The 13,185-nt window shown below is 67.2% G+C and carries 14 protein-coding genes; 12 read left to right on the top strand and 2 right to left on the bottom strand.

The genetic code is table 11. From position 1 onward, the window contains the following. Positions 1-52: 52 nt before the first annotated feature. From DB354_RS18980 to DB354_RS18990, 3 genes are read left to right on the top strand one after another with little or no spacing between them, the layout of a single operon-like run. Positions 53-1,258, top strand: coding sequence for a YdbH domain-containing protein (locus tag DB354_RS18980; protein WP_158277610.1), 1,206 nt, complete (start codon positions 53-55; stop codon positions 1,256-1,258). Between the two features lie 49 nt (positions 1,259-1,307). Further along, complete coding sequence (locus tag DB354_RS18985) at positions 1,308-1,490, top strand: hypothetical protein (RefSeq protein WP_107837221.1); 183 nt, start codon at positions 1,308-1,310, stop codon at positions 1,488-1,490. Between the two features lie 3 nt (positions 1,491-1,493). Continuing rightward, positions 1,494-1,877, top strand: a complete 384-nt coding sequence (locus DB354_RS18990) for a YdbL family protein (RefSeq protein ID WP_107837222.1) — start codon at positions 1,494-1,496, stop codon at positions 1,875-1,877. Positions 1,878-2,015: 138 nt separating this feature from the next. On the opposite strand, the gene DB354_RS18995 is transcribed toward DB354_RS18990, so the two are convergent. Continuing rightward, positions 2,016-3,350, bottom strand: a complete 1,335-nt coding sequence (locus DB354_RS18995; protein ID WP_107837223.1) for a nucleoside transporter C-terminal domain-containing protein — start codon at positions 3,348-3,350, stop codon at positions 2,016-2,018. Between the two features lie 262 nt (positions 3,351-3,612). Between DB354_RS18995 and DB354_RS19000 the strand changes: the two genes are divergently transcribed. From DB354_RS19000 to DB354_RS19040, 9 genes are all read left to right on the top strand, one after another. Beyond that, entirely contained in the window at positions 3,613-4,149 is a 537-nt protein-coding gene (locus DB354_RS19000; protein ID WP_107837224.1) for a gamma carbonic anhydrase family protein, read from the top strand. A 161-nt stretch (positions 4,150-4,310) separates the two neighbouring features. Then, the gene (gene obgE, locus DB354_RS19005; RefSeq protein ID WP_233256700.1) at positions 4,311-5,420 is read left to right on the top strand and encodes a GTPase ObgE; all 1,110 of its coding nucleotides are present in this window, start codon (positions 4,311-4,313) and stop codon (positions 5,418-5,420) included. A gap of 19 nt (positions 5,421-5,439) precedes the next feature. Then, positions 5,440-5,967, top strand: a complete 528-nt coding sequence (locus tag DB354_RS19010; protein WP_107837225.1) for a hypothetical protein — start codon at positions 5,440-5,442, stop codon at positions 5,965-5,967. 4 nt (positions 5,968-5,971) lie between these two features. Further along, positions 5,972-7,678: a GspE/PulE family protein gene (locus DB354_RS19015; protein ID WP_107837226.1), complete on the top strand. Its 1,707-nt coding sequence runs from the start codon at positions 5,972-5,974 to the stop codon at positions 7,676-7,678. A gap of 67 nt (positions 7,679-7,745) precedes the next feature. Beyond that, positions 7,746-8,249, top strand: coding sequence for a tetratricopeptide repeat protein (locus DB354_RS19020; protein ID WP_107837227.1), 504 nt, complete (start codon positions 7,746-7,748; stop codon positions 8,247-8,249). An 85-nt stretch (positions 8,250-8,334) separates the two neighbouring features. Beyond that, entirely contained in the window at positions 8,335-8,973 is a 639-nt protein-coding gene (locus DB354_RS19025; RefSeq protein WP_107837228.1) for a LysE family transporter, read from the top strand. A 416-nt stretch (positions 8,974-9,389) separates the two neighbouring features. After that, on the top strand, positions 9,390-9,899 hold the full coding sequence (locus tag DB354_RS19030) for an RNA polymerase sigma factor (protein ID WP_107837229.1): 510 nt from the start codon (positions 9,390-9,392) through the stop codon (positions 9,897-9,899). Continuing rightward, positions 9,896-10,423 (top strand): hypothetical protein, encoded by a 528-nt coding sequence (locus DB354_RS19035; RefSeq protein ID WP_107837230.1) that lies wholly within the window; start codon positions 9,896-9,898, stop codon positions 10,421-10,423. The genes DB354_RS19030 and DB354_RS19035 overlap by 4 nt, the downstream gene beginning before the upstream one ends. Then, positions 10,420-11,814 (top strand): hypothetical protein, encoded by a 1,395-nt coding sequence (locus DB354_RS19040; protein ID WP_107837231.1) that lies wholly within the window; start codon positions 10,420-10,422, stop codon positions 11,812-11,814. The genes DB354_RS19035 and DB354_RS19040 overlap by 4 nt, the downstream gene beginning before the upstream one ends. Positions 11,815-11,852: 38 nt before the next feature. Here DB354_RS19040 and mnmA read toward each other — a convergent pair whose 3' ends face one another. Then, positions 11,853-12,998: a tRNA 2-thiouridine(34) synthase MnmA gene (gene mnmA, locus DB354_RS19045; protein WP_233256701.1), complete on the bottom strand. Its 1,146-nt coding sequence runs from the start codon at positions 12,996-12,998 to the stop codon at positions 11,853-11,855. Positions 12,999-13,185 lie beyond the last annotated feature (187 nt).

Genomic DNA, 13,185 nt, shown 5'->3' on the forward strand with positions numbered 1-13,185 from the left:
AGCCGGGCTCGTCCGCCGCGTCCGTGTGTCCATCGCCTTCTCACTCTCGTCCGTGCCGTCCTCCCGCCGTCTCCTCCTCATCGCCGCCGTGCTGCTGGCCGGCGTGGCGGGGGCGCATGCGCAGGATGCGCCGTGGCTGGTGCCGCCCATCGACGGCGCCCTCTCGGGCCAGCTCGCCCCGGGGTTTCTCGCGGGTGCCCCGGCGGTCGAGTGGCACGTCACGGCGGAGCGGGTGGATGACGTGGTACGCAAGGTCGGGGTGACCGCCGAGGGCAAGGGACTGCACGTCGTTTTGCGCGGGCTCGTCAACGTGCGGACCGGTACCGGCACGTGGCAGCTCGAGGAGACGACCGCGGATGCCGCGGTGTGGTTTGGCCCGGCGACGGCGACTGCCGGTGGAGCGACGGCCGGTCTTTCCGCGACGGGCAAGTGGCTGATCACGGGAGCGGGAGAGCTTGAGCGCGGCGTGCCGCGCGGGAGCGTCGCGATCTCCTGGCTGGACGGCCAGGTACGAAACGAGACCGAAGGCTGGACGCTCGACGGCGTCGGCTTCGAGGCGGCGTTCGCGTTTGATGCGGGGGCGAAGACGGTCCGCAGCACCCAGCCGGCGAGGCTGACGATCCGGACGATCACCACGAAGCGCCTGGGGGCGCGCAACCTCGAGATCACCGGGTGGCTGAAGGACCGGCTCACGGCCGAGATCAGCGCGGCGGCGATCGAGATCGCCGGCGGGACCGCCGTGGCGTCGCCGTTCACCGTGTCGCTGGAGCCGCTGCGCGCCCAACTGCACCTGCAACTGACGCGGATCGGCCTGCAGGACGTCGCGGCGCTGGTGCCGGAAGTCGTGACCGGCGCTTTCGGGCGGGTGGACGGCGAAGTGCGCTTGGGCTGGACTGCCGGGAAGGGCCTGGAGATTGGCGACGGTCGGCTGGTGCTGCGCTCGGACGAGCCGGCGCAGGTGCGGCTGGCGCCGACGCCGGGGCTCATCACCGGCAATCTTTCGCCGACGATCGTGAAGTACTATCCCGGGCTCGACAAAGCGGAGCTGGGGCTGATCCCGATCCGCGCGGACAGCCTCGACGTGACCTTTTCGCCCGAGCCCGATGCCGAGGGCCGGACGGCGGTGATTCACCTCTCGGGCATGCCCGACGATCCGAAAGCGAAGGCGCCGGTGTTTCTCGACGTCAACGTGCGGGGACCGCTGCAGCCGTTCATCAAGTTGGGAACTGGTACCAAGTTAAGTTTCGGAAAACCGTGAATCATTCGTTGCCGGAAGGCGTCTCAAGCCACATTCTTCCCCCTCATCCATGAACCGTCGCCTGTTTCTCCTGCTGCCGCTCGCCGCGCTCACGTTCAGCGGCTGCCTGAGTGTCGAGGTAAAGCCGATCCACGTCACCGTGGACGTCAACGTGAAGGTCGACCGCGCGCTCGACGACTTCTTCGGCGACCTCGACAAGAAATCCACGACCATCAACACCCCAAGTTCCTGAGCCATGAATGCCACTCTCTTCTTTCGTCTCATTTTTCTCGCCGCGACGCTGGCGGTCGGTCTGTCGGCGGCGCGGGCTGAAGAACGCGAAGCCGTGAAGGCCCGGATGGAGCAGCGCCAGGGCACGGTGGACGCGCTGAAGGATCGTAAGGTCGTCGGGGAGAACAACCGCGGCTTCCTCGAGCCCCGCGGAACGCTTTCGGCGGCGGACCAGAAGGTGGTCTCCGACGAGAATGCGGATCGCTCCACGGTGTACGCGGCGATCGCGGCCAAGGCCGGCGTCTCTGCCGATCAGGTGGGGCGTGCGCGCGCCCAGAAGATCAGCGTGAACAGCAAGCCAGGCATCTGGCTGCAGGCCCCCGACGGGAGCTGGTCGGAAAAGAAGTAGCGGCGAAGACCGCGCCGCGGAAGAGGCGGCGCCTGGCAGGATCTACCCCAAAACGGCAGCGGCGAATTCGCCGCGCCAGTTCTTCGAGATCCGCGAGGGTTATCTCGCGTTCACGCACGCGACGCAGCAAGTGCTGCATCAGCCGACGAGGATGCCGGCGACGCAGGCGGTGAGCATGCAGGCGATCATGCCGCCGAGCATCGCCTTCACGCCGAGTTGGGCGAGGTTGGTGCGTTGCGTGGGCGCGAGCGCGCCGATGCCGCCGACCTGGATGCCGATGGAGACGATGTTGGCGAAGCCGCAGAGCGCGTACGTCATGATGATGAGGTTGCGCGGGTTGGTATAGAGACCGGCGGCCTTCAGTTCGCCGAGGTTGAGGTAGGCCACGAACTCGTTGAGCACGGTGCGGGTGCCAAGGATCGCGCCGGACGTCATGAGATCGCCGGGAGTGATGCCAATCAGCCAGGCGACGGGCGCGTAGATGACGCCCAGGATGAACTCGAGGGAGAATGCCTTGTAGGTGCCGCCGGTGATGCCGGCCACCCAGTCGTTGATGCCGGGGTAGGTGAAGAGCGTATGGCTGCCGAACGAGAGTGTGTGCGGTGCGCCGAACCAGCCGAGGATGGCGTTCACGAGGGCGATCAGCGCGGTGAACACGATGAGCATGGCGCCGACGTTGACCGCGAGCTTGAGACCGTCGGTGGTGCCGAGGCAGATCGCGTCGAGGAGATTGGAGCCGATCTTCTCCTTGGTGATGTCGAGCTTCTCATCCACCGGCTCGGTCTGCGGCAGGATGATCTTTGCGACCATGAGGGCGGCAGGCGCGGAGATCACCGAGGCGGTGATGAGGTGGGTGGCGAAGAGGACCTGTTGTTCCGAGGAGGTGCCGCCGAGGAAGCTGATGTAGGCGAGCATCACGCCGCCGCCGATCGTGGCCATGCCGCCGGTCATCACGCACATCACTTCGGAGCGCGTCATGGTCGGCAGGTACGGCTTGATGAGGAAGGGCGCCTCGGTCTGGCCCAGGAAGATGTTGGCGGAGGCGCTGAGCGTCTCAGGACCCGACAGGTGCATGGCTTTCGAGAGCACCCAGGCAAACACGTGGACGATCTTCTGGAGGATCCCGAGGTAGAAGAGCATCGAGCTGATCGCGGCGAAGAAGATGATCGAGGGCAGGATGCTGAGGGCGAAGACGACGCCGTGTTTCGACTGGTCGACAAGGGATCCGAACAGAAATTGCGTGCCCTGGCCGGTGAAGCCGAGGAGATCGACGAAGCGGGAGCCCACCCACTCAACGACGGCTCGAACGGGCACCACGTGGATGACCAGCCCGGCGAAGACGAACTGCAGGAGCATGCCCATCAGGACGAGCCGCCAGTTGATCGCGCGTCGATTGCTGCTGAGCAGAACAGCGCAGCCGATGAAGGCGGCGATGCCGAGAAACCCGCGCAGCACGTTGAGGATGGTGTCCATGAAGGGAGTCTGGGGTTGAAGGGTGCCGAGATTGGAGTTCGGCGCGGGAGGCGCAAGCGGGGAGGGAGGGCGACGGCGCGCCTTTCAGGTGGAAAGGTTGAAAGTTGCAGGTTCGTACGCCGCAAGTCGCCGCCCCAATCGAGCTCGCGGCCCACGGCTTGTGGGCGTCAGCCCGCCCCGTCCCGTAGAGTCCGTTTGTCCGCGCCGCGGACAAACGGACTTAGGCTCGAATTGCGCCGCCGAAGTGCCACGTTGGGCGGGCATGAATGTTGACGAACGTCTTTCAAAGCACCTGGGGCGCCAGCCCGATGTCGCGTCTGCCGCGTTTGTGGCGGCCAACGCCACCGTCGTCGGTGACATCAAGCTGGGAGCGAACAGCAGCGTGTTCTACGGCTGCATCCTCCGTGGTGACATCAACACGATCGAGATCGGCGAAGGTTCCAATGTGCAGGACGGGACCGTCGTGCATCTCGCTGACAACTACGGGGTGAAGGTCGGCAACTACACCACCATCGGCCACGCGGCCATCATCCATGCCTGCGAGATCGGCAATGAGTGCCTGATCGGGATGGGAGCGACGGTGTTGGATGGCGCCAAGATCGGCGATCGCTGCATCGTCGGCGCGAACGCCCTGGTTACGCAGCGTTTCGAGGCGCCGGCTGGCTCGATGATCCTGGGCGCGCCCGCGAAGGTGGTTCGCCCGCTCACCGACGCCGAGCAGGCCGGGCTGAAGAAGTGGGCCGAGAAGTACATCCACGTCGCCAAGGCCCACGCGGCCAAGCAGGCCGGGAAGGCCTGAGTCGGCGCGACGGCGCCGACGGGTTGCCAAGTTGAAGGTCGGAAGGTTGCAGGTTCCGGGCTCACGGCACCACCTGTCCCGGTCATGGGTAAGCTCGACGGCGAGGCGCCCTGGAACCTGCAACTCGCCAACTTTCAACCTGCCAACGTCTGCGGCGGCCGGTGGCGGCGCCGTCCGCCCCCGGCCGCTTCGTCCTTTCCTCGTTCGCGGGGTTCTGCATCGTCGGCGGCATGTTTGTCGACGAGTGCACGGTCAAATTGGCGGCGGGTGATGGCGGTCGCGGCTGCATCAGCTTTCGGCGGGAGAAATTCGAGCCCTGGGGCGGACCCAACGGCGGCGATGGCGGTCGCGGCGGCGACGTCATCCTGGTCGGCGACGTCAACACCAACAACCTCGTCGACTACAAGTTCCAGCCCCACTGGAACGCCGAGCGCGGCGGGCATGGGCTGGGCTCCGACTGCAACGGCCGCGACGGCAAGCACTGCATCATGCGGCTGCCGCTCGGCACCGTCGTGATCGACCTCGCGACCGAGAAGCCCGTCGCCGAGATCATCGAGGACGGCCAGCAGGTGGTGCTCTGCAAGGGCGGCAACGGCGGCTGGGGCAACACCCACTTCACCAGCTCGACCAACCGCGCCCCGCGGCGCGCGAATCCCGGCCAAGTGGGCGAGCAGGGTACCTACCGGCTTGTGCTCAAGAGCATCGCGGACGTCGGCCTGGTGGGCTTCCCCAACGCGGGCAAGTCGTCGCTGACCTCGCAGATCACGAAGGCGCGCCCCAAGACCGCCGCGTATCCGTTCACCACCCTGCATCCGCAGATCGGCGTGATCGAGTATCCGGAGGTGCGGAAGGGACCGCACCGGCTGCTGCTCGCCGACGTACCCGGCCTCATCGAGGGCGCGCATGAGAACCGTGGCCTGGGCCACCGCTTCCTGCGCCATATCGAGCGCTGCGCCCTGCTCGTGTTCATGGTGGACATGGCCGGCAGCGATGCGCGCGACCCGCGCGAGGACTACAAGCACCTTGTCAACGAACTCGGGCTCTACGACAAGGCCCTGCTCAAGAAGCCTCGGCTGATCGTCGCCAACAAGATGGACCTGCCCGAAGCGGCCGCCAACCTGCGGCAGTTCAAGCGCAGCCACCGTAGCGCGGACGTGCTCGAAATCTCCTGCCTCTCCGGCGAGGGCCTCGAGGAGCTCAAGAAAGAGTTGTTAAAACGGGTGACCAAGTTCCGGGCTAAGGAAAAAGCGTCGCTCGCGAAGGCCGGCTGAGCCAGCGTGTCGGCGGGTTATGTCCAAGGAATTCCGACCACTGATGATGCGCGCCAACCGCCTGCTCGGGGCGGCCCTGGTCGAGCATAACCTGGTGAAGATCGAGGACCTTGAGGCCGCCACCGAGAAGCTCATCGAACTGGCGGCCACCGACCAGCCGCGGCAGAGCACCATCCTCGGCCTGCTGGCCTACGACGCGGCCGTCCTGAAGGAGGACGACGTGCTGCATCACGTCATGGAGGCCGAGGGCATCGGTCTGGTCGACCTGCGCGGCTACGACGTGCCGGAGGAGATCAGGAAAAACACCAACACCGGCATGTGCTGGGCCACGTGGACCGTGCCTTTCGACAAGGAGGAGGACTTCTGGTTTGTCGCCTCCGCCTACACCATGAGCTCCGCGGTGCGGGCGCATTGGGAAAAACAGCTCGGCGGGCCCATCCTGTGGTATGGCACCACGCTAGAGATGATCGCCGAGTACCTCGAGAAGCTCGAGGGCGCATCCGCCAAACCCGCCGGTGCCGCCGCCCCGGCCGCTCCGACCAGCTGACGCCATGGCCCTCGGCAAGATCCAGCTGCAGATCGTTTCGAAGCTCGTCGAGATGGGGCGGCTCACCGACGAACAGCGGGCCGAACTCGACGCCCGCAACGAGGACATCACGGGCGACGCCCTCGACAAGCTGCTGCAGGACGAGTTCAAGGTCTCGTCCTTCCAGTGCCTCGTCGCCAAGGCCCGCGCGCTGAACCTGTCGCCGTTCAACGCGGCGCGCTACAAGCTCACGCCGAAAACCTTCGAGCGCATTCCCCAGCAGTTCTGTGAGCAGAATCTCATCCTGCCCGTCGGTGAGGTGGGCGAGATGCTCCTCGTCGCCATCTCGAATCCGTTCGATGTCACGCTCCCCACCAAGATCCAGGAGCTGACCGGGAAGGGGAGTGTCCGGCTGCTCGCGCGCGAGAAGGACATCAAGGAGAAGTTCGGCAAGAAGGATCAGGCCGCCGGCTTCGACGACGTCGTGCACCAGATCGGCGCCGAATACGGCGGTGATCATGAGGTCGAACTCAAGGACGACGATGTCAGCGAGGAGTCCGGCCCGATCATCCAGCTCGCGAGCCGGATGATCGAGGAGGCGTATTACGCGGGCGCGAGCGACATCCACGTCGAGCCCCAGGAGCACGACATGGTCGTCCGGTACCGCATCGATGGTAACTGCATCGAGAAGCTCCGGCTGCCGCGCAAGGTGGGCCCGGCGCTCGTCGCGCGCCTCAAGATCATGTGCAACCTGGACATCGCCGAACGCCGGCTGCCCCAGGACGGGCGCATCGTTTTCAAGCAGTACACCAAGAAGGATCTCGACCTCGACCTGCGCGTTTCGACCGCCCCGCTCAACCACGGCGAGGGCGTGGTCATGCGTATCCTCGACAAACAGAAGACCACGCTGCCGCTGCCGGCGTTGGGCTTCACCGAGGAGAACCTCACGAAATACCGCGAGTGCATCCGCCAGCCGTACGGGATGATCCTGCATTGCGGTCCGACGGGCTCCGGCAAGTCGATGACCCTCTACTCGGCACTGAACGAGGTGAACACGTCGGACGTCGTCATCCGCACCGCCGAGGACCCGATCGAGTACACGCTGCCCGGCATCAACCAGATGCAGATGCACCGGCAGATTGGGCTTACCTTTGCTACCGCGCTACGCGCCTTCCTGCGCCAGGACCCGGACATTATTCTCGTCGGCGAAATCCGCGACAAGGAGACGGCCGGCATCGCCGTCGAGGCCGCGCTCACCGGTCACCTGCTCCTCTCGACGCTCCACACAAACGACGCCCCAACCACGATCGGCCGCCTGACGGACATGGGCATCGAGCCGTTCATGATTTCGTCCTCGCTGCTTTGCGTCTGCGCCCAGCGCCTCATGCGCCGCGTGTGCAAGCAGTGCCGGCTGACGGTCGAGCCGGTTGGCCGCGAAAAGGAGATTCTCGAGAAGGGCATCGGCTGGAGCGGTCCCATCTTCAAAGCCAATCCCAAGGGTTGCCCGAAATGCGGCGGCAGCGGTTACAAGGGCCGCGTCGGCATCCACGAGCTGATGATCACCAACGAGGAGCTTGTGGAGGCGATCAACAAGGGCGCGGAGGCGGCGGACCTGAAGAAGATCGCGATGCGCGGCGGCATGAAAACCCTCCACCAGGACAGCCTCATCAAGGTCAAAGAAGGCCTGACCACGCTGGAGGAAGCGATCGCGACCGTCCCGCCGGACATGTAAGCGGGACAGGAACCCTGGCGGCTCCCGGATTGACGAACGCGCCCTAAGGCCGCGAAATGGCGGCCGCATGAAGCTGCTTTGCACTTCCCTGATGCTCGTCGCTGCGCTGCTCGCGTTGCCGGGCTGCGCGAAGAAGGAAATCACCCCGCTCCAACGCAAACAGGCCACGCAGTTGGTGAGCGAGGCACAGTTCGCCGCCACGCTGCGCGATTTCGCCCGCGCCGAGGGCCTGCTAGCCCAGGCGGTCGAGCTCTGCCCCGACGAGGGGGACACCTGGGTCAACCTGGGCTCGGCGCGCCTGCGCCTGAACCAGCGCGACGGCGCGAAGGCCGCCTACAAGTCCGCGCTCGAGGCGTTCAAGGCCGCCGCGAAGAAGGACAAGACCGACCCCGCCCCGGCGCTGCAGCAGGTGTACGTACTCGCGTTGCTTGGCCAGATCGACGACGCGCGGGCCCTCCTCGAGAAACTGCCCGCGCGCTACGAGGGCAACCGCGAGGTGAAGGCGTTTATTGAGGAAAAGCGGCTGGACGAGATTCTCGCCAACCCCCGGTTCAAGCAGAGCGCGCTGTGAACGGGGTCGCTCGCGACCTGCCCTGGCCCATGCCTGCCGAGCCGACGTCTGACGCCGGCTCGCCGGCGCGGGCGGAACGGGCGTGATGCACGACTACTGGATCGAGTTCGGCAAGGTGGCGATCGCGCACCTGCTCGCCGTGGCGAGCCCCGGCCCGGATTTCGCGATCGTGCTCAAGCAGAGCCTGGTGCACGGGCGGCGCACCGCGGTGTGGACCAGCCTGGGCATCGGCACAGGGATCCTGCTGCACGTGACGTATTGCCTGTTCGGGCTCGCGCTGCTGATCACCGGTTCCGTCACGTGGTTCAACGTGGCGAAGTACCTCGGCGCCGCCTACCTCGCGTGGATGGGCGTCCAGGCGTTGCGGGCGAAGCCGCGCGATGAAGCGGTCGAGCCGGCGGCCCGCGCCACGCCCAAGCCGCACGGCGCGTTCATGACGGGCTTCCTCACCAACACCGTCGGCAACCCTAAGGCGGCGCTCTTCTTCCTCGCGCTGTTCTCCGTGGTCATCGATCCGCACACGCCCCGGCTTGTGCAGGCGGCGTACGGCGCGTGGATGGCGGTGGCGACCGCGGCCTGGTTTTCGTTCGTGTCCTTCGCCTTCACCCAGGACGTCGTGCGCCGCCGGTTCCTGCGGCACGGCCACTGGATCGATCGCGCGCTGGGCGTCGTGTTTCTCGGTTTCGCCGTAAGCCTGCTCCTGAGCGTCGCCACGCCGAAGTGAGCGAAAACGGACGATGAGAGGGTGACGATGGCTGCAATTATAAACAGGCTAGCAGCAAATAATTGCGGGATGATGTCCAGATACTCCGGAATAATGTCCGGATACTTTCGCGATAATGTCCGGATACTCGCGCAGGTGTTTGTGCGAAATCGTCGCGAGTCCGCGGGGGTTTTGAGCGGCCTCCCAGAGGAGGACTGCTGCGAAATCGAAACGGGATTCGCGTGAGTTGCGGAAAAATCTTCGCGCGCCGCCGCGAAGGCTCGCGTGAAGAAATCGAAAGCGACTGCGCGGCCGCTGTAAGAGACCGCGAACCGAATTCTCCGCGCCCGCGTGCGCCGATTTCGTCCTCGCCGTCGAACTTTTCGAGGGCTTGATGCGACGTACTCATTGGCAGGCCGGGCTCTCCCGGACGCGCAATGAACGATCCCCTCCAGCAGCTCGAACGTGATTACGCCGACCTCGCGCCGTCGTTGCGGGGGTACTTTCTGCGTCGAGCCGCGACGTGTGCCGGAGCCGACGATTTCGTGCAGGAAACGTTCTTGCGCGCGTGCCGTGAGCCGGAGCGGCTGCGGACCGCGGCTTCGCCGCGCGCGTATCTCTTCGGTATCGCGCGCCACCTGATGCTCGACGCCGTTCGGCGCGCGCATCCCACGGAGCCACTCGAAGTCGACGTCGTGGATGAGCAAGGCGGTCCGGCCGACGACCGGCTCGAGCTTCTGCGCGTCACCGTCGCGGCGCTGCCCGAGGCGCAGCGCGAGCCCCTGCGCCTGAAGCTGCAGCACGACCTTTCCTACGCGGAGATCGCGGACGTGCTCGGCGTCCCGGTCGGCACCGTGCGGTCGCGGCTCCACTACGCCGTGCGCCGGCTGCACGAGGTGCTCAATCCCGCGGCACCCGATGCCTCTTCAACCCGGAGTCTGCCATGAATCCCGAAACCCTCGACGCGCTCCTGATCGACCGCGCGCTTGGCGAACTTGATCCCGAGCACGCCGCCTTGCTGGACGCCTACCTTGCGCTCGCGCCCGCCGCGAGCGCGCGGGCGGCCCAGCTCGAAGGAACGATGAACCTTACGCGGCGGTTGCTTGCGCCCGCGATTCGCTCCGCGGGCGCCGATCCGACGACCGCCGTGCCGTCGCGGCCGGAGGTGCGCCCGGGCGTCTGGCGCCGCTACCGTGGCGAATGGCTCCGGCTCGCCGCCTGCCTGCTGCTTGGCGGCGCCATCGGTTGGTCCGTGACGGCTCTCCGCGAGCGCGATTCAAACACGAGTCACACCCCCGTGCCAGTGGCGCGCGCCCCGGCGACGCCAACACGCCCGGCGACCGACAGCTTTTGGTCGCCCGCTGCTGCCGCCCGCACGCACCGTGACACCGGCGGGCAACGCCTCGTGCCGCTTCACCGCCTGCGGTGGGACTCACCGCTGCGCAAACCCACTTTGGAGGAAATCCCATGAATCTATCCTGGTCCCGCGCCACCCGGCGCACGCTTTCAATCGCGGGCGGCCTCGCCGTCCTGTTCCTCGCTGGCTGCCTCGAAAAACGCGTCGTCTGGTCGCCCGACGGCGCCCGCGCGCTGGTTATCACGAAGGAGGCCGAGCTGTTCGTCTGTGATGCCGGCGGCCGGCTCTCCGACCGGCTGGCGTCCGGCACGAAACTCGCGGTCTGGTTCTCCGACTCGCAGCGGATCGCGTTCGCGGTGCGGCGCGACGTGAAGGACTGGGCCACGTTGGCGCCGCTGCTGGGCGAGCGTCGGGGGGACGTTGAAGCGCGGGCGGACGACCTCTGGCGCGCGCTGGAGCAGGGGGCGCCGTGGGGTGTCGTCACGGTCGACTTGAAGGGGCAGCTCGACCTCGCGCTGCTGCGCCTGCGCGAGGCGCACGGGCCGGCGTTGAAGACCAGGCTGACGGCCAACGAGTGGGCGGCGCTGGCCGGCAAGACTGTCGGCGTCACCGACGTCATGGTGGCGCGCGTCGATGCCGGAAAACTCGTCGCGTCCCAGTGGGTGTCCACGCACGTCGGCGCGATCCTTGAGCTGCGCCCGGCGCCGGGTGGGAACGCGCTCGCCTGGACGCAGGAGTGCCTCGGGACGAAGGACGATTACGCGCTCGCTGTCGCGACGCTCGACGGGGGCAAACCGGTGATCGTGGCGCCGCGCGCGGCGGGTTTTCCGGACTGGGACACGACGGGGCGCGCGCTGGTCTATGTTGAAGCGCCGCCGGGACGCGGCGGTGATGACGAGAACCTGGTTCTTGGCGTGGTGACTCGCCGTGGGGTGCTCAACGAGAATGGCGCCCTCGCGCTGGAGGAGAAACCCACGTACCTCGCCGGGACGCTGTTCAGCACCCTGATGCACGTGCGGTGCCTGCGCGATGGCCGGGTGTTGTTCAACGCGCTCGAGATGTCACTGCCGCTCGCCGCGGCCGACTACGCTGGCAACCAGCGCGAGCAGTTGTTCGCAGTCGACCCGAGCCGCCAGGCGACCCTCGTGCGGATGATCCCGCGCGGCCGGGAGGCGGATCTGCCCCAGGGCCTGTCGTTCTTCGAGGTCAGCCCCAATGGCGAGCAGGTGGTCTTTGGCGGGGACAAGGGAGAGGTGGCCATCCTGACGCTCGCGACGGGCGACGTGAGCGCGATCCAAGGAGCAGACCGCACGTACTACCAGGGTCTGCCCAGTTGGCGTGGGCCGAGCGAGTTGTGCTTCGTGAAACGGATGCCCGCGGTTGACGGCCAGCCGCCGCGACGGCCCGCCGAGATCATCCTGCGCCGCGGCGAAAAAGAAACCGTCCTGAGCCAGGACTGGTCCGACGCCCTGCTGGCCAACGTCGCCAGCAAGGACCGCGATTGACGCCGAGGCTGGGCCGAGCGGCCGACCCGGCGGCCCGGCTATACGTAGATGCCTCCGCCGAGGAGCTGCTCGCCGGCGTAGAGCGCGAGAATCTGGCCGGTGGCGAGGCCGCGCTGCGGGTCGCGAAAACGCACGCGCGCGGTGCCGCCGCCCTCGGGGATGAACTCGATCGGCACGCGCGGATCGCGGTACCGCACACGCGCCTCAAGCGCGCCGGGGGTGGTGAGCGGGGTGCCGATCCAGCTCAGGGAGTGGACGCGCACCTCCGACTGAAACAATCCCGGCGCGTCGGGATGGTCGAAAGCGACGAGCAGCGCGCGATCCGCGGCGCGTTTGCCCACGACGACGTAGGCCTCGTGGTTGGTGTTGGACGGCACGCCAATGCCGCGGCGCTGGCCAATGGTGTAGAAATGCAGCCCCCGGTGTTGTCCGAGCTCCTTGCCGTCGGTGGCGCGCAGGATGGGGCCGGGCGCGTCGGGCACGTAGGCGCGAAGGAAGTCGGCCATCTTCACCTCGCCGATGAAACAGATGCCCTGGCTGTCCTTCTTGTCCGCCGTGGGCAGGCCGGCCTCGCGTGCGAGCCGGCGCAGCTCCGGTTTCGGCAGATCGCCGATGGGGAAGAGCGCGTCGCGCAACTGCTCCTGGTTCAGGAGGGCGAGAAAGTACGACTGGTCCTTGTTCTTGTCGGCGCCCTCCCAGAGCTGGCACGTGGGTGTCGCCGCCGGGCCGGCGCCGGCCGGCGCGCCGGGGGTGGGGCTCGGCGCGGGCACTTCGACCCGGCGCGCGTAGTGCCCGGTGGCCACCGCGCTGAAGCCGTGATCGCGCGCCCAGGCGCGGAACACGCCGAACTTAATCTCACGGTTGCACATCACGTCGGGGTTGGGCGTCTGCCCGTGCGCGTACCCGTCGAGCAGATACTGCACGATGCGCTCCCGGTACTCGCGCATCAGGTTGACCACCCGAAACTCGATCCCGAGCCGGTCGCACACCGCGCGGGCGTCCTCGATGTCCTGCTGCCACGGGCATTCGCCGATCACGTTGTCCTCGTTGATCCAGTTCTTCATGTACGCGCCCACAATCGCGTGGCCCTGCTGCTGCAGGCGGAGCGCGGCCACGGAGCTGTCGACGCCGCCGGACATGGCGACGAGGATCCTGGGCGGGACGTTGGTGGCGGCGTTGGACAAGACGGTTCGGACGATGCGCGTCGCACGAGGCCCCGCAACCCTCCGCTGCCACCCCCGCCCCGGCGCCGGAGCGGGCGATAGGCATTGTTCCCGCCACCGAGCTGCGATGCGGGGCGGACGGGGCGGACGGGGCGGCTGGGGCGGGCTGGCGGGTAGGGCGGACACCGCTAGTTTCCCGCTTGTCGCC

It is taken from the genome of Opitutus sp. ER46 (assembly GCF_003054705.1).
GTDB lineage: Bacteria > Verrucomicrobiota > Verrucomicrobiia > Opitutales > Opitutaceae > ER46.

Excerpts from the sequence above, each read along its gene's own strand:
- DB354_RS18985 (WP_107837221.1), top strand. The coding sequence starts at position 1,308 with ATGAACCGTCGCCTGTTTCTCCTGCTGCCGCTCGCCGCGCTCACGTTC.
- DB354_RS19025 (WP_107837228.1), top strand. The coding sequence starts at position 8,335 with ATGCACGACTACTGGATCGAGTTCGGCAAGGTGGCGATCGCGCACCTG.
- DB354_RS19040 (WP_107837231.1), top strand. The coding sequence starts at position 10,420 with ATGAATCTATCCTGGTCCCGCGCCACCCGGCGCACGCTTTCAATCGCG.
- DB354_RS19035 (WP_107837230.1), top strand. The coding sequence starts at position 9,896 with ATGAATCCCGAAACCCTCGACGCGCTCCTGATCGACCGCGCGCTTGGC.
- DB354_RS19030 (WP_107837229.1), top strand. The coding sequence starts at position 9,390 with ATGAACGATCCCCTCCAGCAGCTCGAACGTGATTACGCCGACCTCGCG.
- DB354_RS18995 (WP_107837223.1), bottom strand. The coding sequence starts at position 3,350 with ATGGACACCATCCTCAACGTGCTGCGCGGGTTTCTCGGCATCGCCGCC.
- DB354_RS19020 (WP_107837227.1), top strand. The coding sequence starts at position 7,746 with ATGAAGCTGCTTTGCACTTCCCTGATGCTCGTCGCTGCGCTGCTCGCG.
- DB354_RS19015 (WP_107837226.1), top strand. The coding sequence starts at position 5,972 with ATGGCCCTCGGCAAGATCCAGCTGCAGATCGTTTCGAAGCTCGTCGAG.
- DB354_RS19010 (WP_107837225.1), top strand. The coding sequence starts at position 5,440 with ATGTCCAAGGAATTCCGACCACTGATGATGCGCGCCAACCGCCTGCTC.
- DB354_RS19000 (WP_107837224.1), top strand. The coding sequence starts at position 3,613 with ATGAATGTTGACGAACGTCTTTCAAAGCACCTGGGGCGCCAGCCCGAT.
- DB354_RS18990 (WP_107837222.1), top strand. The coding sequence starts at position 1,494 with ATGAATGCCACTCTCTTCTTTCGTCTCATTTTTCTCGCCGCGACGCTG.